20 protein-coding genes are annotated in these 25,947 nt (G+C 42.4%); 18 read left to right on the forward strand and 2 right to left on the reverse strand.

Annotated features, from left to right (window positions below; all coding sequences use genetic code 11):
- The first annotated feature begins 1,241 nt into the window (after positions 1–1,241).
- From scyA to trpC, 12 genes are all read left to right on the forward strand, one after another.
- Positions 1,242–3,122 (forward strand): scytonemin biosynthesis protein ScyA, encoded by a 1,881-nt coding sequence (gene scyA, locus V7K60_RS12860; RefSeq protein WP_334926028.1) that lies wholly within the window; start codon positions 1,242–1,244, stop codon positions 3,120–3,122.
- Between the two features lie 303 nt (positions 3,123–3,425).
- The gene (gene scyB, locus V7K60_RS12865; protein WP_334926030.1) at positions 3,426–4,487 is read left to right on the forward strand and encodes a tryptophan dehydrogenase ScyB; all 1,062 of its coding nucleotides are present in this window, start codon (positions 3,426–3,428) and stop codon (positions 4,485–4,487) included.
- 25 nt (positions 4,488–4,512) lie between these two features.
- Entirely contained in the window at positions 4,513–5,484 is a 972-nt protein-coding gene (gene scyC, locus V7K60_RS12870) for a scytonemin biosynthesis cyclase/decarboxylase ScyC (RefSeq protein WP_334926032.1), read from the forward strand.
- Positions 5,485–5,576: 92 nt separating this feature from the next.
- A complete protein-coding gene (locus tag V7K60_RS12875; RefSeq protein ID WP_334926034.1) occupies positions 5,577–6,857 on the forward strand; it encodes a ScyD/ScyE family protein in 1,281 nt (426 codons plus the stop codon).
- A 340-nt stretch (positions 6,858–7,197) separates the two neighbouring features.
- A complete protein-coding gene (locus V7K60_RS12880; RefSeq protein ID WP_334926036.1) occupies positions 7,198–8,574 on the forward strand; it encodes a ScyD/ScyE family protein in 1,377 nt (458 codons plus the stop codon).
- A 174-nt stretch (positions 8,575–8,748) separates the two neighbouring features.
- Entirely contained in the window at positions 8,749–9,945 is a 1,197-nt protein-coding gene (gene scyF / locus V7K60_RS12885; RefSeq protein WP_334926037.1) for a scytonemin biosynthesis PEP-CTERM protein ScyF, read from the forward strand.
- A 611-nt stretch (positions 9,946–10,556) separates the two neighbouring features.
- The gene (locus V7K60_RS12890; protein WP_334926039.1) at positions 10,557–11,846 is read left to right on the forward strand and encodes a glycosyltransferase family 4 protein; all 1,290 of its coding nucleotides are present in this window, start codon (positions 10,557–10,559) and stop codon (positions 11,844–11,846) included.
- A 14-nt stretch (positions 11,847–11,860) separates the two neighbouring features.
- Entirely contained in the window at positions 11,861–12,952 is a 1,092-nt protein-coding gene (gene tyrA / locus V7K60_RS12895) for a bifunctional chorismate mutase/prephenate dehydrogenase (RefSeq protein WP_334926041.1), read from the forward strand.
- 8 nt (positions 12,953–12,960) lie between these two features.
- A complete protein-coding gene (locus V7K60_RS12900; RefSeq protein WP_334926043.1) occupies positions 12,961–13,605 on the forward strand; it encodes a DsbA family oxidoreductase in 645 nt (214 codons plus the stop codon).
- A complete protein-coding gene (locus tag V7K60_RS12905; RefSeq protein ID WP_334926044.1) occupies positions 13,602–14,798 on the forward strand; it encodes a 3-dehydroquinate synthase in 1,197 nt (398 codons plus the stop codon). Before V7K60_RS12900 ends, V7K60_RS12905 begins: the two co-directional genes overlap by 4 nt.
- A 379-nt stretch (positions 14,799–15,177) precedes the next feature.
- The gene (locus V7K60_RS12910) at positions 15,178–17,382 is read left to right on the forward strand and encodes an anthranilate synthase (RefSeq protein WP_334926046.1); all 2,205 of its coding nucleotides are present in this window, start codon (positions 15,178–15,180) and stop codon (positions 17,380–17,382) included.
- A gap of 201 nt (positions 17,383–17,583) precedes the next feature.
- Positions 17,584–18,411 carry an indole-3-glycerol phosphate synthase TrpC gene (gene trpC / locus V7K60_RS12915; protein WP_334926048.1) on the forward strand — a complete coding sequence of 276 codons (828 nt, stop codon included), beginning with the start codon at positions 17,584–17,586 and terminating at the stop codon, positions 18,409–18,411.
- Positions 18,412–18,457: 46 nt separating this feature from the next.
- On the opposite strand, the gene V7K60_RS12920 is transcribed toward trpC, so the two are convergent.
- Positions 18,458–18,661, reverse strand: coding sequence for a hypothetical protein (locus V7K60_RS12920; protein ID WP_334926050.1), 204 nt, complete (start codon positions 18,659–18,661; stop codon positions 18,458–18,460).
- A 102-nt stretch (positions 18,662–18,763) separates the two neighbouring features.
- Here V7K60_RS12920 and trpA point away from each other — a divergent pair, with 102 nt between their 5' ends.
- From trpA to aroF, 6 genes are all read left to right on the forward strand, one after another.
- On the forward strand, positions 18,764–19,597 hold the full coding sequence (gene trpA / locus V7K60_RS12925) for a tryptophan synthase subunit alpha (RefSeq protein WP_334926052.1): 834 nt from the start codon (positions 18,764–18,766) through the stop codon (positions 19,595–19,597).
- Between the two features lie 129 nt (positions 19,598–19,726).
- Positions 19,727–20,953, forward strand: coding sequence for a tyrosinase family protein (locus V7K60_RS12930; protein WP_334926054.1), 1,227 nt, complete (start codon positions 19,727–19,729; stop codon positions 20,951–20,953).
- 73 nt (positions 20,954–21,026) lie between these two features.
- Positions 21,027–22,256, forward strand: a complete 1,230-nt coding sequence (trpB, locus tag V7K60_RS12935) for a tryptophan synthase subunit beta (RefSeq protein ID WP_334926055.1) — start codon at positions 21,027–21,029, stop codon at positions 22,254–22,256.
- Between the two features lie 30 nt (positions 22,257–22,286).
- Entirely contained in the window at positions 22,287–22,463 is a 177-nt protein-coding gene (locus V7K60_RS12940; RefSeq protein ID WP_334926057.1) for a hypothetical protein, read from the forward strand.
- On the forward strand, positions 22,460–23,557 hold the full coding sequence (trpD, locus tag V7K60_RS12945) for an anthranilate phosphoribosyltransferase (RefSeq protein ID WP_334926059.1): 1,098 nt from the start codon (positions 22,460–22,462) through the stop codon (positions 23,555–23,557). Before V7K60_RS12940 ends, trpD begins: the two co-directional genes overlap by 4 nt.
- 149 nt (positions 23,558–23,706) lie before the next feature.
- The gene (aroF, locus tag V7K60_RS12950) at positions 23,707–24,807 is read left to right on the forward strand and encodes a 3-deoxy-7-phosphoheptulonate synthase (protein WP_334926060.1); all 1,101 of its coding nucleotides are present in this window, start codon (positions 23,707–23,709) and stop codon (positions 24,805–24,807) included.
- A gap of 223 nt (positions 24,808–25,030) precedes the next feature.
- Here the strand turns inward: aroF and V7K60_RS12955 are convergent, their stop codons facing one another.
- Complete coding sequence (locus V7K60_RS12955) at positions 25,031–25,843, reverse strand: SDR family NAD(P)-dependent oxidoreductase (RefSeq protein WP_334926062.1); 813 nt, start codon at positions 25,841–25,843, stop codon at positions 25,031–25,033.
- Positions 25,844–25,947: the final 104 nt, after the last annotated feature.

Genomic DNA, 25,947 nt, shown 5'->3' on the forward strand with positions numbered 1-25,947 from the left:
AGATGTAGGAGTGCTACCCCTCTACAAGAGTTCGCCAACCTAAAATTCCTGGGTTTCCACTGGAGAAAGGTTAAAAAATCAAAATTTTTATCCTTTAACCTTTTCCCTAGCAAGGACTTTGGCGAACTACTTGTGTAAAGTAGTTTGATTTTCAACATAAATCAATTTGCAATTCTGGGTCTGACTGAAATGAATAAACTTCCACTCATCAACTTATTTTCTTAATTTATCTTAACTTACTCTTTCAGCGATTTAACTATAGAAGAATATTCTTAGTCATCTGTCGTAAGAAGTACATTTATATCAAAAAAAATACGTATATTTTTAGGTATAGTGTTGCGTTTGTTTTATCATAAAGAAACACTGCATTCGTATACTAAGTATATATTCATACTTTATGCAGGATAAAACACACTTTTTTAAGTTATTTACATATTGGATACTTTATCATTCATCAAATGAATGATAAAAGGTTAAAAAATAATGTCTTTATCGTTACAAATAATTGACTCAAAGAGTTTTTGCTGGCAATATAAAGACCGCTAAATCGCCTCATGCTTAAATTCGGATAAAAAGTTGTGTAAGTTATAAAGCAAAAGAATTGACAACCAGATCAAAAGATTTTCTATTGTAAATTTGGTAATGCACTGATTCTGCGATCACAAAATATCAATCTTTCAGGTAACTAAGTTGCAAATGTCACAATCATGAAAAAAGCGAAATAATTGACATATACATCAAAAGATTTTTCATTGCAAATTAGATTTTTATTGTAGTGGCCAAAAATCTCACCAGGCGTTTATTAATTAGATCGGTGCTATTAAAGCTAGCTATATGAAGCTTTGTAAAGATTCTGAGATACGCTTAACTTCGGGTTAATTGCAAGTTTATACAGTTTTGCACCATTTAGTTTTTCGCCGCTAATCTACTTAAATACTGTGGTCATCATCATAAAAACGAAAAAATTGACATCTCCATCAAAAGATTTTTGATTGCACGACAGTCTTCATCTCCTTTATTCTAGTGATAAGAAGCACAGCCTCAACTGTTGTATGCTTTCAGTAAAAATTTTTTGGTACTGCGCTCACAAGCATTAATCAGCAGCGATTAGCCATTTCTACTCTCAACCAAGCTAGGTGATTGCTGCAAGAAACAACAGAGTTGTTTGTATTAAATATTTCTAGCGCTGTGATTGTAAACTAAAAAGCCTTTGTGTAACTTTCTGTAATTACGTGAAACTAATGAGTCAAAATTATACTGGTTCAAACTCTCCTCTCATCACCACTGAGCCATACAAGGAACTTGCAGCAAACAGCTATGTAGAATCTGTGTCTGACTCCCGTCAGCTTGATGAATCGGAGAAGAATGCCGGAATTCAGTCATTTTTAAACGATGAAATAGCTCCAACACTCTCAGTTGCCGATGCGATCGCTCAGATGTTGGTAAATTTGGGAGTAAGCAACGCCTTTGGTGTTGCAGGTGGAGCGATGGCAAGCCTTTGGGGAGCGTTGTCAAATAGCACCATCGACGTATTGAACTTCCGCCATGAATCCGGAGCAGCCTTTGCAGCGACCGAGGCATACTTTGCCAATAATCGCCCTGCGGTAGTTTTTACCACAGCAGGACCGGGGATCACTAATGCCCTCACCGGGTTATTTGCAGCTCGTGGGGAAGGTGCAAAGGTAATTTTACTGTCGGCTTGTACCTCAGCACCGCAGCGTGGACGTTGGGCAATTCAAGAAACCAGCACTTACACATTGCCCAGTGGGGGAATTTTTACCTCAGGAGCGTTATTCAACTATGCAATCACGATTGAATCTGCGGCTCAACTACCGCAGATTTTCCGCAAACTGGCTTTAGCTATGGCGCAACCAGGCGGATTTGTCGCCCATTTGAGCATTCCCACGGGTGTGCAGACAAGTTTAGTTGAGAATATAGCCTTACCCCAACTAGATGTTTCTTCGTTTGGGATGACTCCTTCAAAAGAAGCGATCGCTAAATCTGTAGAGTTATTATCATCTGGCCCCTTTGCCATTTGGGTTGGTTTCGGTGCGCGTGATGCAGCAGACGAAATTCGCCAACTCGCTGAAAAAACCGGAGCAGCTGTTATCTGCTCACCCCGTGGTAAAGGTATCTTCCCCGAAGATCATCCCCAATTTGTGGGTGTCACAGGTTTAGGCGGTCATGCTTCCGTCTTAACTTATATGGAACAGCAACCTCCACTACGTACACTCGTATTAGGAACCCGTCTTGGTGAACCGACTTCTTTTTGGAGTTCAGCGCTAGTTCCAAAAGGAGGCTTTGTCCATGTTGATATTGACCCTGAAGTGCCAGGAGTGGCGTATTCACACGTTGAAACTTTCGGGGTTCGCTCTGACATCAAAGCCTTTGTCAAAGAGTTGTTGCAGCAATTACCAGATGCTCCTCATTCCACAATCTCCCTACCTCGTCCAGAACACAAAGCAATTGAACCTGCTACAGATGTAGACTATCCAGTGCGACCAGAAGTATTGATGGCAGCAATTCAAAAGATCATTGTTGAGGGTAGCAATGCCATAGTCATGGCGGAGTGTGGTAACTCCTTTACTTGGTCAACACATCTACTGCAATTTGCCGAAGCCAATCGTTACCGAGTCAGCACCGGAGTCGGCGCAATGGGTCACGCTGTCACAGGAGTGTTGGGTGCAGCGTTGGCAAACAATAGCAAGGCTGTAGGGATTGTCGGTGATGGAGCAATGCTGATGAATAACGAAATCAGCACAGCCGTGAAGTACGAAATTCCCGCAATCTGGATTGTACTCAACGATGCGCGTTACAACATGTGTCATCAAGGCATGAAAATCTTGGGATTAAAGGGTGCAGATGCAACAATTCCACCAACAAACTTTGCGATGATTGCTCGTGGGATGGGAGCAGAAGCGATTGTAGTCGTCAGAGAGTCGGATATTGAAGCCGCATTAGAACAAGCGATCGCATCAACTGTGCCCTTTCTCATCGATGTAGTGATTGACGCCGATCGCCCAGCACCTTCGGGTGGACGTAATAAGAGTTTGGCAGCACAAGGAATTAAATCAACTCCCGCGAAAAATGCAGTCAAGCAAGTTTCATTTCCAATGATTTGATTTAAAAAGCTTGCAATCTCATTCAATTCTTATAGACACTAAAACACTCCAGAAAGGCGGAATTTACAGCGCAGTATGGATGAGTCCATTCAGCAAAACATAAAGGATGAATTTAGAAGCGGCAAAAACTTTATTCCAGGCAACAACTACGCCTACAAAACTGGAATGCTTTATTTTTGAAGATTACTCTTTTCTAACTTCATCTTATCTTAATATTCAAGAGTGTTTTTGTGTCTATATCTTTACATTTTGTAATGTTCATTACTTTCTCTAAACAATTCCAACCAATATCGAGAGGTCAAGATGCTGCTATTTGAAACTGTTAGAGAAATGGGTCACGAACAAGTTTTGTTTTGTCATGGTAAAAATCCCGAAATTAAGGCAATTATTGCCATCCATGACACCAGTTTGGGACCAGCGATGGGAGCTACAAGACTCATGCCTTATATTAACGAAGAAGCTGCTTTAAAAGATGCACTTCGTCTGAGTCGGGGAATGACATATAAAGCTGCCTGTGCTAACATTCCGGCTGGTGGAGGAAAAGCAGTAATTATTGCTAATCCTGAAAATAAGACAGATGATCTGTTGAGAGCTTATGGACGTTTTGTTGATAGTTTGAATGGGCGTTTTATTACCGGACAAGATGTCAATATTACTCCTGATGATGTGCGGACAATTAGTCAAGAAACGAAATATGTTGTTGGGGTATCAGAAAAATCTGGTGGACCTGCTCCCATAACATCACTAGGAGTTTTTCTAGGAATTAAAGCTGCTGTAGAATCTCGTTGGCAGAGCAAAAGACTTGATGGCATGAAAGTTGCAGTTCAAGGCTTAGGAAATGTTGGTAAAAATCTCTGTCGGCACTTACATGAGCATGATGTCCAGCTTTTTGTGAGCGATGTAGATCCAGTAAGAGCGGAAGAAGTGAAACGGCTTTTTGGTGCAACTGTTGTAGAACCAACTGAAATTTACTCACTTGATGTAGATATATTTGCTCCTTGTGCTTTGGGAGGAATTCTTAATAGTCATACAATTCCTTTCCTGCAAGCTTCGATTATTGCTGGTGCAGCTAACAATCAATTAGAAAATGAGCAACTACATAGTCAAATGCTTGCTAAAAAAGGAATTCTTTACAGCCCTGATTATGTAATTAATGCTGGAGGACTAATTAATGTTTACAACGAAATGATTGGTTATGACGAAGAAAAAGCTTTCAAGCAAGTGCATAACATTTATGACACGCTATTAGCAATTTTTGATATTGCTAAAGAGCAAGGAGTTACTACTAACGATGCTGCTAGACGATTAGCAGAAGACCGGATCAACAATAGTAAGCGAACCAAGACTACAGCGATCGCAGCCTAATTGTTATTATCTTAAGGAGTGAAAAATGGAAAAAAATACCTTTGCTACATCAGCATATATTGCGACTTCACCAGAGAGCGCCTTTGACTACCTTTGTAGTTTAAAGAATTTAGATGAATGGACGCTTTACAGCCGGATGAAAGAGCAAATTGACGAAGATACCTGGCTTGGAACTGCATCCGGTTATCACAAAAATCTCTATTATCACGTTAAAAAACTAGAAAATCCACTTTTCTACGGCATTGAGTGGCACTGTGGATTAGAGTATCAGAAATATTTTCAGGTTTACCCTGTCTTGCTATTTCCTACAGACTACATCGAGCCAGGAACAGATGAAAAAGGTGTGTATTTTCACTGGTTGAGCTTTGTCGATCCCAAACGGCAGACTCAGATGATTATGCAGGGAATTCACACAGTACACACTTCTGAGTGTCGTTCTCTCAAAGGTAATTTAGAACGTAAAGCTGGTCTGACCGCAGCAGCTAAAGGAAGCCACTTTATCGATACAGACACCATTTATGTTGATGCCCCAATTGATATTGGCATTGAATACTTGAAAGACTTAAAAAACGTAGATGAATGGGCACATTTACTACGACCAAATGGTGAGATTACTTCTGATTCAGGTGAATTCAAAGATGAATATGACCAAAAAGTAAAAGTGTCTGTGCGAGTTCATAGTCTGAGTAAATACTACTTACTTGAACAAGAACACTTTTATCCAGACTACAAGTATTATCAGCGTTCTGTAGCGTTACTTATCCCAACTGCATACTCTTTCGCCGATCCCGAAGCTTCAGGTTTCATCCTGCATCGAATTACATTCTGGAAAACAGATGGAACTGTTAGCCACGGCAAACTTCAAATTGAAGACTTTGGTGCTGAGAGCATGAACATCAAACGTTTACTCGAAGCCAAAGCAGGCAACCTAAAATCATTTGACCGAGGAATGAGCTATCTACCAAAAGCTCCAGAATCACTAGTTACCAACTACTAAAATCTCGGCGTTACTCTGCGCTTCCCTCAGCGTTCTCTGCGTTTAAAATTCACCCCTCAATTCCCCACGATTGATTACTTGTATTGCAACACATGAAACTCAAGCCACTTACTATTACTATCCTCACTTTTTGTGTTGCCGCTTTTTCGGGAATGAAAGCTGCCTCAGCTGCATCCTTTTCAGTAATCGCCGACGGTCTATATAATGCCGGAGGTCTGAGTTTTAGCCCTGATGGTAATCTCTATGTTACAGAGGCAGGAATCGGGGGAAGTGGAGCTTGTGTTCCACCAGCAAGTGGTCAAGGTGATGCTTTATGCTATGGCACAAGTGGGGCAGTTACCAAAATTGAGAATGGTAAAACCGAGCGGATACTTACAGGACTTCCTTCTATAGCATTACCAGATGGTACTGGAGTCGGTGGTCCTCGTGATATCCAATTTGATCTGAAGGGTAAACCTTATGTTCTGATTGGGTATGGGGCGAATCCAACCTTTCGCGATCGCAATTTAGGTAACACTGACCTCGGTAAAATCATTGCTCCCAACTTGAATACCAATTCCTGGACGAGTGTTGCAGATTTAGCTAACTATGAACTCGCCAATAATCCTGATGGTGGTGATGTCGGTAGCAATCCCTTGGGTTTTGTCATAGATGGGAATAATTTAGTTGCAGTTGATGCAGGTGCAAATGACTTACTCCGTGTCAATACTAGTGGTAGTAACTTGCAAGCTATTACTACCTTTCCCCAAGACATATTAACTAATCCCATCTTTCCACCTTCTGATACTCCATCCAATGAACCTGCACAGGTTCCATCTCAAGCTGAAGCGGTGCGATCGCAGTTTGCAGCTCAACCAGTACCTTCAAGTGTGGCAAAAGGGCCTGATGGTGCTTATTACATCAGCCAATTTACTGGTTTTCCTTTTCCAGAAGGTGGCGCAAAAATCTATCGAGTCGGTGCTGATGGCAAGCCAACAGTCTTCGCCGATGGTTTTACCCAACTCACAGACTTGCAATTTGATTCTGCGGGCAATTTGTATGCCTTGCAGTACGCCAATCAGTCAGCCTGGAAGGGTGATTTTGATGGTTCTGTAATCAAAATAGCTCCCGATGGCACACGCACAACTCTTCTGAATGGCAATGGATTAGAGTCGCCTAGCGCCCTGACTATTGGTGCTGATGGTGCAGTATACGTCACCAACCGAGGCGATCGCCCAGGAGAAGGACAAATTCTCAGAATTGAGAATACCAAGTCCATCCCTGAACCTGATTCTGTTTTAGGTGTGTTAGCGATCGGTGCTTTGGGCGTTGCTTGGTTGCACAAGAAGAGAGCTAACCAACCACTCATAGATAGAGTTGTGGCACTCAAGTAAAGAGTTTCAAACTAATATCAGTAAACCAAAAAGTTTTTTAGAAGCTTTGCCATATGGACATTTAAGTTAAATGCAGGGATACCACAAAACAATTGATTAATAAGCATTTCAGCTGATGCTACTAGCAACAGACAGATGATAGCTGTTAAACAAATGCTTTTTACCTGCTTCTTAAAAAGGCCTGAAACTCTTATTTTTACGTTGTTTTTAAAAATTCGTGGTTTACTGAATATCAGTGCTTCTCAAAAAGGGCATTTCCCCTGCATTCCTTAAAGACTGAGATTAGTTGTCTTTAAAACCATAAAAGTTTCCACTTATTTAATTCTCAATTTCCAAAGGTATGAAACTCAAGTCATTTGCTCTTACATCTGTTACATTTTGTTTTGCTGCTATTTGTGGGACACCATCTGTACAAGCTGCAACGCTAACGACAGTTGTTGATGGAATCAGTAATGCACGGGGTGCTAGCTTTGGCCCTGACGGTAGTCTCTACGTAGCAGAGCCAGGCATCGGCGGAAACGGAAATTGTCAACCATCTCCGAGTACGTTGTTTCAGCCTATCTGTGCTGGTAATAGCGGTTCACTGGTCAAAGTTTCACCAAACGGTACCAAACAGCGTCTACTTAATAACTTTCAGTCTCTAGCAGAGCAACCCACTGGCAACCAAGGCGCTGGTATTCAAGACATACAATTCGACTCTAAAGGGAATGCTTATCTGCTAACTGGCTTTGCTGGTTATCCAGGAAACCGTGATCTAGCAACACTTAACCTTGGTTCGCAATCCACACTCCCACCACAGCAACTTGCGACTTTCCCGCCATCAACACCCGATAAAGTTTTGAATACACCGCTTCTAGCACAACTGTCCAAAGTTGACTTGAACACGGGAGCTCTCACCAGTATTTTTGACTTTGCCAAGAATGAAATCACCAAAAATCCAGACAAAGGGGATGTAGTTACCAATCCCTATGACCTGACTGTTAATGGTGATAGTGCTTATGTCGTTGACGGGGGCGGGAACACTGCTTACAAAATTAAACTTGATGGAAGCAAGTCACAGGCGATCCCAATTCCAAAAAATATCATTAGTAAGTCAGATTTGCCACCAGGATTACAATTACCTCCTGGGCTATTAAATGAGCTTCCAGGAGGAAAAATAGAAATTCAAGCAGTACCCACAGGTGGCGCAATTGGCCCCGATGGAGCTTTATACGTTGGTGAATATACGGGTTTTCCTTATCCAGAAGGTAAATCACGGATTTTCCGCATTGGCGACGATCTCAAACCAGAAGTTTTTCTGGATGGCTTTACGCACATCACCGACCTAACCTTTGATGACAAAGGCGATTTGCTGGTTTTACAGTTCAGCGACACCTCCCAGTTAGGCGGTGACATCACAAATCTACCTGGTTCTCTTATCCAAGTTGCTCCTAACGGCACTCGCACAACACTCGTTGCCGCAGGTCAAGGGCTAGATTCGGCTGATGGAATTGATATTGGTCCTGATGGCAAGATTTATATTACCAATCGTGGTGTCGGCCCAGGACTAGGAGAGGTTGTTCGGGTGGATGGTATCGTTGCCGAAAAAATCCCCGAATCTAGTTCAGTACTCGGCTTATTAGCACTTGCTAGTGTAAGCGCAACTGCTGCGATCGCCAAGCGCAAACGTCCAGCAAAGTTGGGTGAAGAGTTGCTAGCCAAAGCAGAAACTGTCTGATTCCTCTTTAACTGGCTCTGTCGGCGAATGCTTACAGAATAGGCTGCTGCCTCACACCGAAAGTTGCATTTCCAACAAGAGGCAGCAGCCCAAATTTCAGAGTTCCCAAACTGGGACTGGGAACAAAATTAGTCTAGGAACGAGTATACCTCATACAACCAGGACTTAAAACTCATGGGATTAGTCAAAAATTTATCAATCGGCATTCTCGGTACTGGATTCATGGTGTTAACAGCAGCAGCCCAAGCCAAAGCTGTAACATTAACTTACGACAGAAGTATTGGCAGTCCTGGCTTCGGTCCTGGGCAACTGTTTGTTCCCCAAGGCATAGCGGTGGATAGCCAAGGGAATACCCTTATATCTAACGGACGCGGTGTTAACCCGGATGGTACTCCTAACTACAACTTCGGTGACAAAATTGAAAAATTTAGTCCAAGCGGTCAGTATATTGGAGCAATTGGTTCTGGCGGCACAGGACCCGGACAGTTTGACGAGCCAACAACTGTAGACTTTAATCCCGTAACAGGGGATTTGTATGCAGGTGATGTTTACAACAACCGCATCAATCAATTCGATTCTCAGGGTAACTTTATTAGATCCTTTGCAAATGGAAAATTTACCGGTCTCATACCAGGTAGGATTTTCTTTGGGCCATCTGGAGTGACATTTGACAAAGCTGGCAACGTTTACGCAGGTGATTTTAACGGCGAAAGGATCTTTAAATTCACACCTGACGGAAAGCAAATTGGTGTCATTGGTGGCACTGTGGGCACTGGACTTGGAGAAACTCAAGGTGTAGCAGGTATAAGAATTTCCCCAGTCAGTGGAAATATCTTTCTAGCTGACCAGTATAACAACCGCGTTAAAGTACTCGATCCAAATGGAAAACCTCTGTACACATTTGGTTCAGCAGGTAGCGGACCTGGACAGCTTCTTCAGCCAATTGGCATCGAAGTGGACGACCAAGAGAATGTTTATGTAGCTGATTCTATCAACAGCCGCGTTCAGGTATTTGATAAAAGCGGTAAATTCTTGACTTCCTACGGTAAACCAGCCCTAGATGCATCAGGTAAACTAGTTCCACCTCCAGGATTAACTGACCCCCCATTTGGCAATCCCCTCGACCTCACACCAGGCAGATTTAACTGGACGGGTGGCACAGCCCTAAAAGATGGCAAGCTTTATGTGGGCGATTTCTTCCAAGGTCGCGTCCAAGTGTTAAACGTAAAAGGCACAAGGAAAGTACCGGAACCTAGTTCAGCATTGGGTTTAGCATTGCTTGGACTTGGGGCTGCTACTGTCACATTGCGGAAACGTGGGCAACAAAAGCCAGTCTTCAGTTTAGAGAAAGAACTGCAAAAACAGTGCTGAGTTCTGATGCTTGAGTAGCACTAAGCTAACGCGCCTACATATTGCACTATTTTCCGTGTAGACCGTCATTAGTCATTAGTCATTTGTGTTTACTAAGGACAACCTCACCAGTTGATGTGCAACTTAAATGCGTAACAGCTTAATATGACCGAATCCGAGTTCAGAGGTCGAAGTTCCGAGTTCAAAGGCTGAAGTTCCGAGTTCAGAGGCTGAAGTTCCGAGTTCAGAGGTCGAAGTTCCGAGTTCAAAGGCTAAAGTTCCGAGTTCAGAGGCTGAAGTTCCGAGTTCAGAGGCTAAAGTTCCGAGTTCAGAGGTCGAAGTTCCGAGTTCAAAGGCTAAAGTTCCGAGTTCAGAGGCTGAAGTTCCGAGTTCAAAGGCTGAAGTTCCGAGTTCAGAGGCTGAAGTGGATTAAACAAAATCTAAAACTTCTGTTTCGTCGGGTGCGTTAGCCAAGGGCATAACGCACCATCTCAATAAATTTGGTGCTGTACTCTTGCTAGTAACACACCCTACGAAAATTTCTGGTCATTAAATCTGGAATAACGGAGATAAAAACTGGATAACACAATAAAGCCAACATTATCAAGCTGCTTCCAGGACATTAACAGCTCATGCACATTCTGATTTATTCATACAACTATCATCCAGAACCAATTGGTATTGCACCTTTGATGACTGAACTAGCAGAAGGGCTGGTGAAGCGAGGGCACCAAGTGCGGGTAATCACAGGTATGCCTAACTATCCTCAGCGTCAGATTTACGATCGCTATCGGGGTAAGTTATACGTTACTGAAGAGAAAAATGGTGTCAAAATTCAGCGTAGTTACCTGCGGATTAAGTCTAAACCTAACCTTGTAGATCGGCTACTGCTAGAGTTGAGCTTTGTCTTTACAAGTTTGCCACAAGCTCTCAAGGGTAAGCGACCTGATTTAATTCTCTTAACAGTGCCACCGTTACTCGTTTGCTTACCTGCAACCTTAATAAGTTGGCTATACAACTGTCCAGTAGTCCTGAATGTGCAAGATATCCTCCCAGAAGCTGCTGTGCGTGTTGGGCTAATTAAAAATAAGTTGATGATTCTCGCTCTAGAAGCTTTAGAAAAATTTGCCTACCGAAATGCACATACCATTAGTGTGATTGCTGATGGCTTTGTGGATAATTTAATAAATAAAGGTGTACCTGTTAATAAAATTGCCTGCATTCCAAATTGGGTAAATCTAAATTTTATCCGCCCTTTACCAAAGGAGAATAACTATTGGAGAGCTACCCATCAACTCGATGGTAAATTTGTAGTGCTTTATTCAGGTAATATTGCTCTCACGCAAGGTTTGGAGACAGTAATAGAAGCAGCAGCTTGCTTGCGCCATATTAATGATATTGTCTTTGTCGTAGCCGGCGAATCCCAAGCTCTCGAAAGGTTGCAAAAACATTGTCTTGCTTGTGGTGCAGATAACGTATTGCTTTTACCATTGCAAGCGCGAGAAAAACTACCGCAAATGTTAGCAGCTGCTGATGTCGGGTTGATTGTGCAAAAGAGCAATGTGATTTCTTTCAATATGCCTTCTAAAATACCATTGTTGTTAGCCAGTGGTCGCCCAATTGTGGGTTCAGTTCCCGCCACTGGTACTGCTGCCAAAGCTATTCGAGAAAGTGGCGGCGGTATTATCGTTAAGCCAGAGTCAGCAGATGCTTTAGCCACTGCGGTATTGGATTTATATAATCAGCCGGAACTAGCAGCAAAATTAGGGCGTGAAGGAAGAAAGTTTGCGGTAGAAAACTATTCCTTTGAGCAAACGCTAGATCGGTATGAAGAGTTATTTTCTAATATGATTGCCAAAAAAGCAACAACTTTGGATATGTTGCCCAAATTGAATTCTCAGGAATCACTTGTTGATATTTGAAAATTGGAAGAAAAATGCCTTTGAAATCCTCTTATTTAGATCGGCTTAAAAAAACTGACGAAAGGTTGATTGCCTTATTGAGCGATCGCATATCATTATTAGCAGCATCAGAACAACCTTCTTTAGATAAGCAACTGGCTGATGTCGCTCCCCTACTCGCCCAAGCTGGTATTCCTGAGTCTGTTTGGGCAGGTGTGCTAAATAGTTGTCATGCTACTCTGATTCCTAAATATGCAACAAATCATCTCACTCCCCGACAAATCACCATCATCGGTGGATGCGGCAGGATGGGAAGATTATTTAAAGAGCAGCTTTCACTAGTAGGTAACAATGTTAGTGTTCTCGAATCTGATGATTGGGAATACGCAGATCAACTGTTAAGTCAGGCAGAATTAGTTTTAGTCAGTGTTCCTATTGAACATACAGTTGATGTTATCAAGCGTGCAGCTAAATACCTCGCCCCAACTACCGCTTTGTGTGACATTACGAGTATTAAAACACAGCCAAATCAAGCAATGCTCGAACACCATTCTGGTCCAGTCATGGGTTTACACCCAATGTTTGGTCCAAATGTAAAATCGTTTTTTGGACAAAAAGTAGTAGTGTGTCCGGGTCGAAATGATGATTCATTTCAATGGTTTTTAGACTATATTAAAAGTCAAGGTGGAGAGTTAATTGTTTGTACGCCTGAAGAACACGATCAAATGATGGTGATTGTTCAAGCAACACAACATTTCTGTAGATTTAGTCTTGGCGTTTTTTTAGCGGAAGCAAAAATTGATATACAGCAGACCTTAACAATGTCAACTCTTAACTACCGTCAAGAAATTGATATTGTTAAACGTTTGTTTTCCCAAAACCCTCACTTATGTGTGGATATTATGCTAGCTACAGAACAAAGGTGTGATGCAATTAGCTTTTTAGCTGATACTTACAGTCGTTTGGCAAAACTAGTAGCGATGAAAGACAGAGACGGATTAATTCAAGAATTTGAAAAGGCTCAAAACTTTTTTGAAGAAAAAATCAACACTTTTATGCAGCCTTTAAACCCAATGGCTATCCAACGAGATTTTCAACCGCAGATGCATACAAATATTAGCATTTAAATAAAAATATGCTGATAGACATCTTTCATGATACTGTTTGTCCTTGGTGTAGAATTGGGAAAAAATATCTGTTTGATGCACTGGCACAACAGCAAGAACAAGAAGTACATATCCGCTGGCATCCTTTTCTTTTGGACAATACTGTTCCTGCCGAGGGATACGAATTTCGCAGCTTTATACAAAATAGAAAAGGTATGAAAGCAGAAGAAATACAACAGATATTTGATAGTACGCAACGCGCAGGTGAGGTGGCTGGAGTTAAACTAGATTTTGACAAAATCCGTTTAGCTGTCAATACTAAGCTTTCTCATCAACTGATTGCACTTGCACCCACAAACGTAAAAAACGATGTCGTCGAAGCTATTTATAAAGCTTATTTTGAAGACGGTTTGAACATTGGAAATATTGACGTTATTATTGCCATTGGTACAGCGTATCAGATGAATACTAGCGAATTAAAGTTGCAATTAAATGATCGTGTGGTGAGTGATGCAGTTATTGCAGAATCAACATTTGCTCGGTTAAATGGCATCAAGAGCGTGCCGTTCTTCGTAATCAATGACAAAGTTAAGGTAAATGGTTCTCACTCGGTAGAGGTATTCCTAGAAACTTTGAATCGTGCTGCACTTTTAGATATACCTGCGAAAATATGATAGTTGACATCAAGCAAAAAAGTAGATTAATTAATCAACGCGTTTCGGTTACTTTTAACTACGAGGTTTACTTCACCCAAAATTTATTTGAGTTGAAAAATCCCACCTTAGCCCAAGTGATTGGTGCGGATGAGGAGACAAAGCCAAAGAAAATAGTTGCAGTCATAGATGCAGGAATATTAAAGTATCAACCTGAATTGGTGAAGCAATTAGTCGCGTATACCAAGTTTTATGCAGAGGTACTAGCGATCGCAGCCCAACCCATGATAATTTCGGGAGGAGAAGCTGCCAAAAACGATCACACTTTAGTAGAGCAAATCCAGCAACAGATTGAAGCCGCCGGATTATGTCGCCACTCTTACATATTAGCGATCGGGGGTGGGGCGGTATTGGATTTGGTGGGATATGCAGCTGCAACTGCTCACCGGGGAATTCGTCTAATTCGGGTGCCGACGACGGTGTTAGCGCAAAATGATTCTGGGGTTGGCGTCAAAAACGGCATCAATGCCTTTGGTAAAAAGAACTTCCTCGGCACATTTGCGCCACCTTATGCAGTTATAAATGACTCTGCATTCTTGACAACTCTAGACGATCGCGATTGGCGTTCTGGGATTGCAGAAGCAGTCAAAGTGGCGCTGATTAAGGATGCTAGCTTTTTTAATTTTATCCACTCTCACACCGCAGCTCTGAGGCGGCGAGATATGGATACTATGCAACAGGTTATCTATCGTTGCGCCCAGTTGCATTTAGAACATATTGCCAATGGCGGCGATCCTTTTGAAATGGGTTCGTCTCGTCCCCTGGATTTTGGACATTGGGCGGCTCACAAACTGGAGCATTTGACAAATTATCGCTTGCGTCATGGTGAAGCAGTTGCGATCGGTATTGCTTTGGATAGCACTTATTCTTATTTGATAGGATTGCTGGATTGTTCGGAGTGGCAACGGATATTAAATACTTTATCGGCGTTGGGTTTTACGTTGTATGTGCCTGAACTGGCCCAGAATTCATCACAATTGGAAGATATTAATTGTTTGTTTCGGGGTTTGACTGAATTCCGCGAACATTTGGGGGGAGAGTTGACTTTAACGCTATTAAAAGGGATTGGAGAAAGAGTTGAGGTTCATGAGGTGAATTTGTTGTTGTATAGGCAAGCAATATTGCTATTGCAGGAGGTGAGGAGGGAATTTTAAATGTATAGGCGCTTTGCCTTCCCATAGGCTAGGTACGCTGAGGGAAGCGCAAAGTAAAGAGGTTTTATGATATTATTTACTACTTTTGGGGGAGGTGGGAATTTTTAAATGGAGTTGTTGGTAAATGTACTAGAAAAACAGTATAAAAAGCGAATAAATTGACACCTAATCTAAAAATTGTTCAATGTATTATTTGCTTGATATCTAGTATTCTTAAATAAGAAGCTAAAGGTTTTTGATTACATCTTTTAAAAAGAATATGTTGACTTAGATTGATAGAAGATTATCTAAGTCTGTTCTAGGTTTTAAAATAACTACTAATAATGACTAATGGTTGTTGCTTAATGATTGATTAACAAATATTCTAGAGAAATTACTCATGATTTTTGATTCACGTTCTTACAATACTCTTGGCGGTGTAAGTGTTTCTCGCTCCATCACCGAAGTTAAGATGGACACTGCCCTAGAAGATATTTTGTTCCATTTAAATTCTCAGCGTGGAGGCTTGCTAAGGAGTAGCTACGAATATCCAGGCAGATACAAAAGATGGGCAATCGGATTTGTCAATCCACCGTTAGAGTTGACTACACAGGAAAATGCTTTCACTTTAATAGCATTGAATGAACGCGGTCAAGTGCTTTTGCCATTTCTTTTAGAGCGCCTATCCCAGTCAGGACAACTTGAGAACGTTACCCAAGAAAATAACAATATCGTCGGCTTTATTAAAGCTACAAAAGAATTATTTACTGAAGAAGAACGTAGTAAACAGCCTTCATCATTTACAGTTGTCCGCGAAATTCTATATACTTTCTCCAGTCAAGAAGATGAGCATTTAGGCTTGTATGGTGCGTTTGGTTATGACTTAGTTTTTCAGTTTGAACCAATTGCCCAACATTTGGAGCGTCCTACAGATCAACGTGATTTGGTGCTTTATTTGCCAGATGAATTGATTATTGTTGACTACTATCAGCAACGTGCATTTCGTCTACAATATGATTTTCAAACAGCGCACGGCAGCACAAAGAATCTTCCTAGAACAGGTGAGTCTGTAGATTATCGCGGCAAACATCTTCTACCAAATCAAACTGCTGACCATAAAGTAGGCGAATATGCGAAAAAAGTTGAGCTTGCACTCGATTATTTCCGCAGAGGCGATTTATTTGAAGTTGTTCCTAGTCAAAACTTTTTTGAAGGCTATGAAGACGAACCCAGCAAACTATTTAACACTTTAAAGGAAATAAATCCTAGTCCTTATGGGTTTATTTTTAATTTAGGTGGCGAATATCTGATTGGTGCATCTCCAGAAATGTTTGTGCGGGTTGAAGGTAGGCGGGTAGAAACTTGTCCTATTAGTGGCACTATTAGCCGGGGACAAGATGCTCTTGACGATGCGGTGCAAATTCGTCAGTTACTCAACTCTCACAAAGATGAAGCTGAGTTGACCATGTGTACTGATGTCGATCGCAATGACAAATCCCGAATCTGCGAACCTGGTTCAGTACGAGTCATTGGTCGTCGCCAAATTGAATTATACAGCCACCTGATACATACAGTAGATCATGTTGAGGGTACTCTGCGATCGCAATTTGATGCTTTAGATGCCTTTCTGTCGCATACATGGGCAGTTACAGTCACCGGCGCACCCAAAAGGGCAGCAATAGATTTTATTGAACAGCACGAAAAGAGCGCCCGACGTTGGTATGGTGGAGCAGTCGGCTATTTAAATTTCAATGGCAATTTAAATACTGGCTTAATTCTGCGGACAATTCGATTAAAAGATTGCATCGCCGAAGTGCGAGTCGGGGCTACTGTCCTTTATGACTCCATACCCCAAGCAGAAGAACAAGAAACAATTACCAAAGGCGCTGCGTTATTTGAAACGATTCGGCGTGTGAAGCAAACGAGTCAGAAAATTAATCAATCCGGTTCTCTAAAATTAAGTAAACACGTTCCAGGTGTAAAATCTGGCAAACGCGTCTTATTAATAGACTACGAAGACTCATTTGTTCATACCCTAGCCAATTACATTCGCCAAACTGGTGCAAGCGTTACCACACTCCGTCATGGTTTCTCGGAATCGCTATTCGATACAGAACGCCCTGACTTAGTTGTTTTATCTCCTGGGCCTGGTAGACCAAGTGATTTTGGGGTTCCCGAAACTGTCGGCGCCCTTCTGCATCGCAAAATTCCCATTTTTGGAGTTTGTCTGGGATTGCAAGGCATCATTGAAGCTTTTGATGGCGAATTGGGAGTTCTCAACTATCCTCAACATGGTAAATCTTCACGGATTTTCGTTACCGATTCCGATTCTGTCACTTTCAAAAACTTACCCGAATCCTTTGCAGTCGGTAGATATCACTCATTGTTTGCCCTACCGCAACGTTTGCCAAAAGAACTGAAAGTAACAGCGATGTCTGATGACGACGTAATTATGGGCATTGAACATCAGACACTTCCCATCGCCGCCGTTCAGTTTCATCCAGAATCAATCATGACTTTAGGTGGAGAAGTCGGTTTGGAAATCATTAAAAATGTGGTGCGTGCATATACGCGAGTTGAAGAGTCATTAGTTATTGGTCATTAGTCATTTGCCTCGTTCCCATGCTCTGCGTGGGAATGCCATCCTTGAGGCTCCGCCTCCCTCATACCGAGATTTAAAAGTGTTTTTAGTCTTATCGGCCAGCAGAGCCTGCACAGAATGCATTCCCAGATGGAATCTAGGAACGAGAATAACAAGAATGTGAGAATAATTAGTTATTTCCCATTCCACTACCCTTAGCTGTTTATGACTAACCAAGTTGCTCCTTCCCGCCATATTCTCGAAGATATTGTGTCGCATAAAAGGCAAGAAGTTGCACAAATGCAGCAAGAACTGCCTTTAGCCTCCTTGCGACAACAGTTAAATACAGCCCCGAATGTGCGAAATTTCTTGGCTGCTTTACAAGAAAACCCTAACCAACCGAGCTTAATTGCAGAGGTAAAAAAAGCATCACCTAGCCGTGGGATTATCCGCACAGATTTTGACCCGGTAGCTGTTGCTCAAGCTTATGAACGAGGCGGTGCAGCTTGTTTATCAGTCCTGACTGACGAAAAGTTCTTTCAGGGCGGTTTTGATAATCTGCGGAATGTGCGTCAACAAGTAGCATTACCCTTACTGTGCAAGGAGTTCATCATTGACTGCTATCAAATTTATTTAGCACGGATAGCAGGCGCAGATGCAGTATTGTTGATTGCGGCTATTCTATCAGATCGAGAACTCCAAGACTTTTTGGGAGTAATTCACGATTTGGGCATGATTGCACTGGTAGAAGTCCATACCTTGTTTGAACTGGATCGAGTGCTAAAGCTTGATAACCTAAGTTTAGTAGGAATCAACAATCGCAATTTAGAAGATTTTACTCTTGATTTAGGAACAACACAGCAACTCTTAGCACAGCGTCAGCAACAATTACAAAGTTTGGATATCACCGTTGTCAGCGAGTCTGGACTGTATACACCTGCTGATTTATCTTTTGTCGCTGAGGCTGGTGCGCGTGCGGTTCTGATTGGAGAGTCTTTAGTTAAACAAAGCAATGTAGAACAAGCTGTGCGTGAGATTTTGAGCCTTTCTTAAATCTGTTACCTAATTACTAAAATCTGCAATCTCAAAAAATGAAGCTCTAATACTCGTTAACGGAGCTAAAAGACTCATTCACGAGTATCAAAGACTCGTTAACGGAGCTAAAAGACTCATTCACGAGTATCAAAGACTCGTTAACGGAGATAAAAGCCTCATTCACGAGTATCAAAGACTCGTTAACGGAGATAAAAGCCTCATTCACGAGTATCAAAGACTCGTTAACGGAGATAAAAGCCTCATTCACGAGTATCAAAGACTCTTTAAGAAAAAATTTAGCATCGGCATCGCTAATTGCTAAGTGTTAATTATTCCAAAACTATTAACCAATCATTAACTATTTTTCAGCATGACCTCTATCTCCGATTCCTTTCAAACTTTACGCGATCGCCAACAGTGTGCTTTAATCCCTTTTATCACAGCAGGCGATCCTGACTTAGAAACCACCGCCGAAGCTTTACGTATCTTAGATCGCAACGGTGCTGACTTCATCGAGTTGGGCATTCCCTACTCCGATCCTCTCGCAGATGGGCCTGTGATTCAAGCAGCAGCAACCCGCGCTTTGCAAAAAGGCACGAAATTAGAGCAAGTGCTAGAGATGTTACACATAGTGATTCCTAGCCTAAAAGCACCGATAATTCTATTTACTTATTACAATCCCATTTTGCACCGGGGTATTAAGTCGTTTTTGGCGCAAATTGCCGTTGCTGGGGTGCAGGGATTGGTAGTACCAGACTTACCCTTAGAAGAAGCAGAAGAATTAATCAAAACTGCTGCATCTTTCGGAATTGAGGTAATTTTACTCGTAGCTCCTACCAGTTCTCAAGATAGAATTGAGGCGATCGCTCGTCAATCTCAGGGTTTTATCTATCTAGTTAGTGTTACAGGCGTTACAGGTATCCGCACTCAAATCCAAAACCGCGTAGAGCATTTAATTACAGATTTGCGAAGCGTCACCAATAAACCCATTGGCGTTGGTTTTGGCATCTCCGCACCAGAACAAGCACATCAAGTCATGGAATGGGGAGCAGACGCAGTGATTGTTGGTAGCGCCTTTGTAAAACGTTTAGCTGAAGGTAGCCCAACAGAAGGATTGCAAGCTGTAGAAGAATTTTGTCGAGAACTTAAAACAGCCATCACAGAAAGTCAGCGCAAAAGTCCATCTCTTCAAAAGGTGGGATAAATTCACCCGCAGATTTAGGGAGTAGGGAATGAAGAATAGGGAATAAAGAATTAGTATCAATTATTTCTCTTTCTGCCCCTCTGCTCCTCTGCCCCTCTGCCTCCCTGCTCCTCTGCTTCGATTAAGATAATGAAACTACTGCTGAAATCCTTCAAAATATTAATATATAGCGTACTTCTAGTTAGCACCTGTGCGCTTACAGTCTTTGCCCACGATCGCATTGACCACGGACAATACAAATACCATTGGAATTACAATTTACCAGGACAACAGGGTTATCTAACTGTAAGAAAAAACGTAACTGACCTGACATCAGCAGAGAAAACAGCCTTAGTCAAGGCGATCAAAACCTTAAAAACTGTAATTCCCGTAGGTAGCAAGCTCAGTATTTACGACCAATTTGTTGCCATACATCTAGGGGCAACACGCTTGATTCATAACCATAAAGGGCATTCTGATGGTTCCGTCCAGGAACTTGCTCATGAAAATGCTGCATTTTTCCCTTGGCATCGAGAATATATCCGCAGATTTGAACAAGCTCTACAAGCAGTAGATCCAACTGTTAGTCTGCCATACTGGGATTGGACAGACGCTAAATCACTTGATGTAATTTTTAACGATGACTTTCTTGGTTCCAACGGTCAAGGAGTAACCATCAAAATTCCGAATCAGGGAAACTTTACAGGCGGCGCTGTGCCAGGGGCTTTTTCGGCTGCAAATGGCTGGGTGATGAATCCAGCATTAAATATTGACCCAGATACCGGAAAATCCTTAGGTACATCACTTGTCCGCTTTCTAAGACTACCTCCTGCCATTGATTATCCTGTGCCCAAAAAAGATGTTCAGCGTGCCCTTCGTCTTAATGACTATTCTCTATTTCGCGCTGCTTTGGAAGGATTTATCTCTGTAGATGAGCAGGGTAAAGTCACCCCCGGAGGATTCATCCACAATTACATTCATGGCTTAGTTGGTGGGGTACAAATAGATTCGAGTACGACACCTATAAAGTTTAAGGGTTTGGGGACTATGGGCAATATACCAAGTTCGCCTTATGACCCAGTATTTTGGTTGCATCATGCCAACGTAGACCGCCTCTGGGCTGAATGGCAAGAAAACGGTCATCAAGGTAGCAATTTTTATCCTGCTGATGGTGGTCAGCCTTATGGACACAATCTTAAAGACCTAATGTGGCCTTGGGACGGCGGTATGTCTACCCCCAAAGCTACGGCGTTAGGAGATTTACTATCCCTATTACCAAATTTTGACTCTAGCGATTTGGTGCGCCCCATAGACGTTTTGAATCACCGGAAACTGGGCTATACCTACCAAACCGGGGAAAAGAAAACGCAAAGATGATTCAGCTGTGGCATAAGTTCTAAAAAGTTAGAACGAAAGTAAAAAATACTTGAACGTAAAAGGATTTTAAACAGTGGTAAGCATACAAGACATCAAGACTGCAACAAAACAACCAGATTCATTGGGCAGGTTTGGCAAGTTCGGCGGTAAATACGTCCCAGAAACCTTAATGCCTGCATTAAGTGAATTAGAAGCAGCATTTCACCAATATCGTGACGAGCCGAGTTTCCAAGCAGAACTGCAAAACTTACTGCGTGATTATGTCGGACGACCCAGCCCATTATATTTTGCTGAACGCCTGACAACAAACTACGCTAGACCAGATGGCACAGGGCCACAAATTTATTTAAAGCGCGAAGATTTAAATCATACAGGCGCTCACAAAATTAATAATGCTTTGGCTCAGGTGTTACTCGCTAAACGCATGGGTAAGCAACGGATTATCGCAGAGACAGGTGCAGGACAACACGGGGTTGCGACTGCAACTGTATGTGCGCGGTTTGGTTTGAAATGTGTGATTTACATGGGTGTCCAAGATATGGAACGCCAAGCCCTGAATGTGTTCCGCATGAAGTTGATGGGAGCAGAAGTACGTCCAGTAGAGGCAGGTACGGGAACTCTCAAGGATGCAACTTCTGAAGCAATTCGGGATTGGGTGACAAACGTGGAAACAACCCATTACATCCTGGGTTCTGTTGCAGGGCCCCATCCCTACCCGATGATTGTCCGTGATTTCCACGTGATAATCGGTGTAGAAACTCGCGCTCAGTCTCTAGAAAAATGGGGAGGATTACCAGATATTCTACTGGCTTGCGTGGGTGGAGGTTCCAATGCGATTGGCTTATTCAATGAGTTTGTGCATGAACCTTCGGTGCGTCTAATCGGAGTCGAAGCTGCGGGTGAAGGTGTAAACACAGAAAAACACGCTGCTACCTTGACAAAAGGGAAAATAGGTGTGTTGCACGGTGCAATGAGCTATTTACTGCAAGATGATGATGGTCAAGTAATTGAAGCTCATTCAATTAGCGCCGGATTAGACTATCCCGGCGTTGGTCCTGAGCATAGTTATTTAATGGATCTTGGTCGCGCCGAATATTACAGCGTTACCGATAAACAGGCCTTAGATGCATTTCAAAAGCTTTCGCAATTAGAAGGAATTATTCCAGCCTTAGAAACTGCTCATGCGATCGCATATCTCGAAACCCTTTGTCCTCAATTAAAAGGCAGTCCCCGCATCGTCATCAATTGTTCCGGCAGAGGTGACAAAGACGTGCAAACCGTCGCCAAAGTCCTAATTCCTTAATTTTCTCTTCAGGGCATAAGGGAGACAACCATGCCCAATACTTCGGCTTACCTCGGCTTACTTCGACTACGCTCAGTACAAGTTGCTCGGCACAAGTCGCAGTTCGACTGCGCTCACCGTAAACTCAGTACAAGTGCCCAATGCCCAATACCCAATACTTCGGCTTCTCTCCGAGACGCTACGCTCAGTACAAGTGCCCAAATATGACCGCTGTAACTCAAACTACACCTGAGAACATCTCCCTCCCTTCTGAGTTTTACAACTGGCCAGCTTTATTACAACAGTTGCTAAATCGGCAATCCTTGACGGTTCCCCAAGCTGCGGATTTGATGCAAGGTTGGCTCATAGATGCCATTCCCCATGTTCTATCAGGAGCGATTTTAGCCGCAATTCAAGCCAAAGGTGTCTCCGCCGAAGAATTAGTCGGCATGGCCACTGTTTTACAATCCCAAAGTTCTCAGACGCGATTAATCGCGTCTCTACATACTCCCTTAATTGACACCTGTGGAACTGGTGGAGATGGGGCTTCAACCTTTAATATTTCCACAGCTGTTGCCTTTGTGGCCGCAGCTGCTGGGGTAAAGGTTGCCAAACATGGCAATCGTTCGGCATCCAGCAAGACTGGTTGTGCTGATGTGTTGGAAGCTTTGGGTATAAATCTCAACGCCACTCCTGAAAAAGTACAAGCCGCAGTTGGCGAAGTTGGAATCACCTTTTTGTTTGCTCCCGGCTGGCATCCTGCACTAAAAGCGATCGCTACTTTGCGAAAAACTTTGAAAGTGCGGACTGTTTTTAACTTGCTCGGCCCGCTAGTAAATCCCATGCGACCGACAGGGCAAATTATTGGTGTGAATGACCCGCTTTTACTAGAAGAAATTGCTCAAGCTTTATCCCAACTAGGATGTCAGCAAGCGATCGCACTTCACGGACGGGAGCGTTTAGATGAAGCTGGTTTAGCAGATGTCACTGACTTGGCTGTACTCCAAGATAAAAAAGTCCACTCTTTGACACTGAATCCTCAAGAACTGGGTTTGAGTTTTGCACCCACTGCGGCATTGCATGGTGGAGATGTCCAAGAAAATACTGAAATCTTGAAGGCAGTTTTGCAAGGTAAAGGCACTCAAGCGCAGCAGGATGTTGTCGCTTTAAATACAGCCCTAGCCCTGCAAGTTGGTGAAGCCATTCATGGGGAAACTGATGTTTTAGCAGGTTGTGTTAAAGGTATTGCCCTTGCTAAGGAAATTCTGCAAAGCGGCGCAGCTTGGACAAAACTAGAACAACTCGCAGAATTTTTGCGCTAGACAAACCTCTCCTACGAGGAGCTACGGTGTACACGCAAGTCTTCTAATGCCTTACACCTTAACCCGCAATACCAATGCATCGACCTGCAATCTTAATGCATCGACCTGTAAAGATTAGCCCACCCAAACTTATACACAAGGAAAAATAGATGATTATCATACTTAAGAGCGGTACACCTGTTGAAGAAATTACTCGCATCAGCCAAGAACTGAGTGAAACTTGGGGAGTGACAGTAGAAAAAAGCGTTGGCACTCATAAAGTTGTGCTGGGGCTAATTGGTGATACCACTAGCATCGATAAATTACAGGTTCAAGAGTTCAGCCCTTGGATTGAGCAAGTATTACGAGTGCAACAACCTTTCAAGCGGGTAAGTCGAGAATTTCGACATGGAGAAGCCAGCGAGGTTGTTGTACCGACACCTAACGGTGATGTCTATTTTGGCGAACATCATCCGATTGTGGTGGTAGCTGGGCCTTGTTCGGTTGAAAATGAAGCGATGATTGTCGAAACGGCAAAGCGCGTGAAGGCAGCAGGAGCGCAGTTTCTGCGTGGTGGAGCCTACAAACCTCGCACTTCACCTTATGCCTTTCAAGGTTATGGTGAAAGCGCTTTAGATTTGTTAGCAGCAGCGCGGGAAGCCACTGGTTTGGGTATTGTCACAGAACTGATGGATGCTGCCGATTTATCAGCAGTGGCGAGAATCGCTGACATCATCCAAATCGGAGCGCGAAATATGCACAACTTTTCGTTGCTGAAAAAGGTAGGCGCTCAAGATAAACCTGTGCTACTGAAGCGGGGTATGTCTGCCACAATTGACGAGTGGCTGATGGCGGCAGAATATATTTTGGCATCTGGAAATCCCAATGTGATTCTTTGTGAGCGAGGAATTAGAACCTTTGATGGTAAATATGCCCGCAATACTTTAGATTTATCAGTCCTTCCGGTGTTGCGATCGCTTACCCATTTACCAATTATGATTGATCCCAGTCATGGTACTGGTAGGTCTGAATATGTTCCATCGATGGCAATGGCTGCGATCGCCGCTGGTACAGATGCCTTAATGATTGAAGTTCACCCCAATCCGGCTAAGGCTTTATCTGACGGGCCCCAATCTCTCACGCCTGATAAATTTGACCGCTTAATTCAAGAAATGTCAATTCTGGGCAAAGTAGTCGATCGTTGGCCTACACCTGCATTTGATCGCATTGGTGAAAGCCAAATTCTCCTCACACCAGAACTTTCAAAGTAGATAGACTATAAACCAATACAGTTCAGAATGAGCAACAAAACTCTGATTGTAGAGACGCGATTTCTCGCTTCTTAAAAGACCAATTATCTACGCCAATAACCCTTAACCCAAGCGTATTGGACTATAAACCGATTTTTTGCAAATGGTTAAACCCGATCAACAGATTCTTTCATCTGAAAAATCTGTTGGTCGGGTTTTCTTGAAAAGAGTATAGGATATCGAACTACCTATTTCTTTTAAGTTCGTGCATACTTCTAACAACCTTTGTGACTAAATTTCTGGGCGTAAATCTGACGCTTTCAGTCAATATCTTATTTCTCATCCCAGGAACAACAACAGTTTTGTTTTTCATTAAGCTCCGATAACCAATCCTAGCGACGGTTTCCGTATCCATCATTCTGTTAACGCTAGCAATCTTGGAATTTTCCATTGCAGCATTTTGTTGGAATTCCGATGCTGTTGGCCCTGGACAAAGAACAGTCACACTGACACCTGTACCCTCTAATTCATTAGCGATCGCTTCTGAAAATGATAATACATAGGCTTTAGTAGCAAAATAAACTGCCATTAAAGGTCCTGGTTGAAAAGCCGCCGCTGAGGCCACATTTAATATTTTTCCATAGTTTTGCTCGACCATATCTTTGAGGAACAACTTAGTTAAATGAGTCAGGCTGACCATATTTACCTGTAGCATTTTCAGTTCAATGCTGAGGTCTGTTTCACTAAATGCTCCATAAGTACCAAAGCCAGCATTGTTAACTAGTACATCAATCTTGATAGATGCTTGCTGTAGTTCTGTGAAAATTTCTTCTGGAGATGTCGGGATAGATAAATCCTTAACAAAAATTTTGACGGAAATGCCAAATTTTTGGGGAAATTCATCTATAATTTCACTAAGTTTTTGTTCCTTCTTATCTATTAACACAAGATTATAACTATGACGAGCAAAAATCTGGGTTAATTGATAGCCTATGCCACTAGCTGCTCCTGTAATTAAAGCAGTTTTTTTTTGCCGACTTTCAGATGTTTTATTCATGCTAAAAAAATGGCGAACGTGAATTAATTAATTTAAGTTTTATAAATTTAGCTACAGCAATATATAATATTTGCTGTAGCTATTTCTATGCAGACAAAAAATGA

Origin of the sequence: Nostoc sp. (assembly GCF_036917555.1) — a bacterium.
Taxonomy (GTDB): Bacteria; Cyanobacteriota; Cyanobacteriia; order Cyanobacteriales; family Nostocaceae; genus Nostoc.

What these genes read in the sequence shown, in the direction of transcription:
- V7K60_RS12910 (WP_334926046.1), top strand. Translation starts at nt 15,178, where the DNA reads ATGATTTTTGATTCACGTTCTTACAATACTCTTGGCGGTGTAAGTGTT.
- aroF (WP_334926060.1), top strand. Translation starts at nt 23,707, where the DNA reads ATGATTATCATACTTAAGAGCGGTACACCTGTTGAAGAAATTACTCGC.
- tyrA (WP_334926041.1), top strand. Translation starts at nt 11,861, where the DNA reads ATGCCTTTGAAATCCTCTTATTTAGATCGGCTTAAAAAAACTGACGAA.
- trpD (WP_334926059.1), top strand. Translation starts at nt 22,460, where the DNA reads ATGACCGCTGTAACTCAAACTACACCTGAGAACATCTCCCTCCCTTCT.
- trpC (WP_334926048.1), top strand. Translation starts at nt 17,584, where the DNA reads ATGACTAACCAAGTTGCTCCTTCCCGCCATATTCTCGAAGATATTGTG.
- trpA (WP_334926052.1), top strand. Translation starts at nt 18,764, where the DNA reads ATGACCTCTATCTCCGATTCCTTTCAAACTTTACGCGATCGCCAACAG.
- scyC (WP_334926032.1), top strand. Translation starts at nt 4,513, where the DNA reads ATGGAAAAAAATACCTTTGCTACATCAGCATATATTGCGACTTCACCA.
- V7K60_RS12890 (WP_334926039.1), top strand. Translation starts at nt 10,557, where the DNA reads ATGCACATTCTGATTTATTCATACAACTATCATCCAGAACCAATTGGT.
- scyA (WP_334926028.1), top strand. Translation starts at nt 1,242, where the DNA reads ATGAGTCAAAATTATACTGGTTCAAACTCTCCTCTCATCACCACTGAG.
- scyF (WP_334926037.1), top strand. Translation starts at nt 8,749, where the DNA reads ATGGGATTAGTCAAAAATTTATCAATCGGCATTCTCGGTACTGGATTC.
- V7K60_RS12940 (WP_334926057.1), top strand. Translation starts at nt 22,287, where the DNA reads ATGCCCAATACTTCGGCTTACCTCGGCTTACTTCGACTACGCTCAGTA.
- scyB (WP_334926030.1), top strand. Translation starts at nt 3,426, where the DNA reads ATGCTGCTATTTGAAACTGTTAGAGAAATGGGTCACGAACAAGTTTTG.
- V7K60_RS12875 (WP_334926034.1), top strand. Translation starts at nt 5,577, where the DNA reads ATGAAACTCAAGCCACTTACTATTACTATCCTCACTTTTTGTGTTGCC.
- V7K60_RS12880 (WP_334926036.1), top strand. Translation starts at nt 7,198, where the DNA reads ATGAAACTCAAGTCATTTGCTCTTACATCTGTTACATTTTGTTTTGCT.
- V7K60_RS12905 (WP_334926044.1), top strand. Translation starts at nt 13,602, where the DNA reads ATGATAGTTGACATCAAGCAAAAAAGTAGATTAATTAATCAACGCGTT.
- V7K60_RS12930 (WP_334926054.1), top strand. Translation starts at nt 19,727, where the DNA reads ATGAAACTACTGCTGAAATCCTTCAAAATATTAATATATAGCGTACTT.
- V7K60_RS12900 (WP_334926043.1), top strand. Translation starts at nt 12,961, where the DNA reads ATGCTGATAGACATCTTTCATGATACTGTTTGTCCTTGGTGTAGAATT.
- V7K60_RS12955 (WP_334926062.1), bottom strand. Translation starts at nt 25,843, where the DNA reads ATGAATAAAACATCTGAAAGTCGGCAAAAAAAAACTGCTTTAATTACA.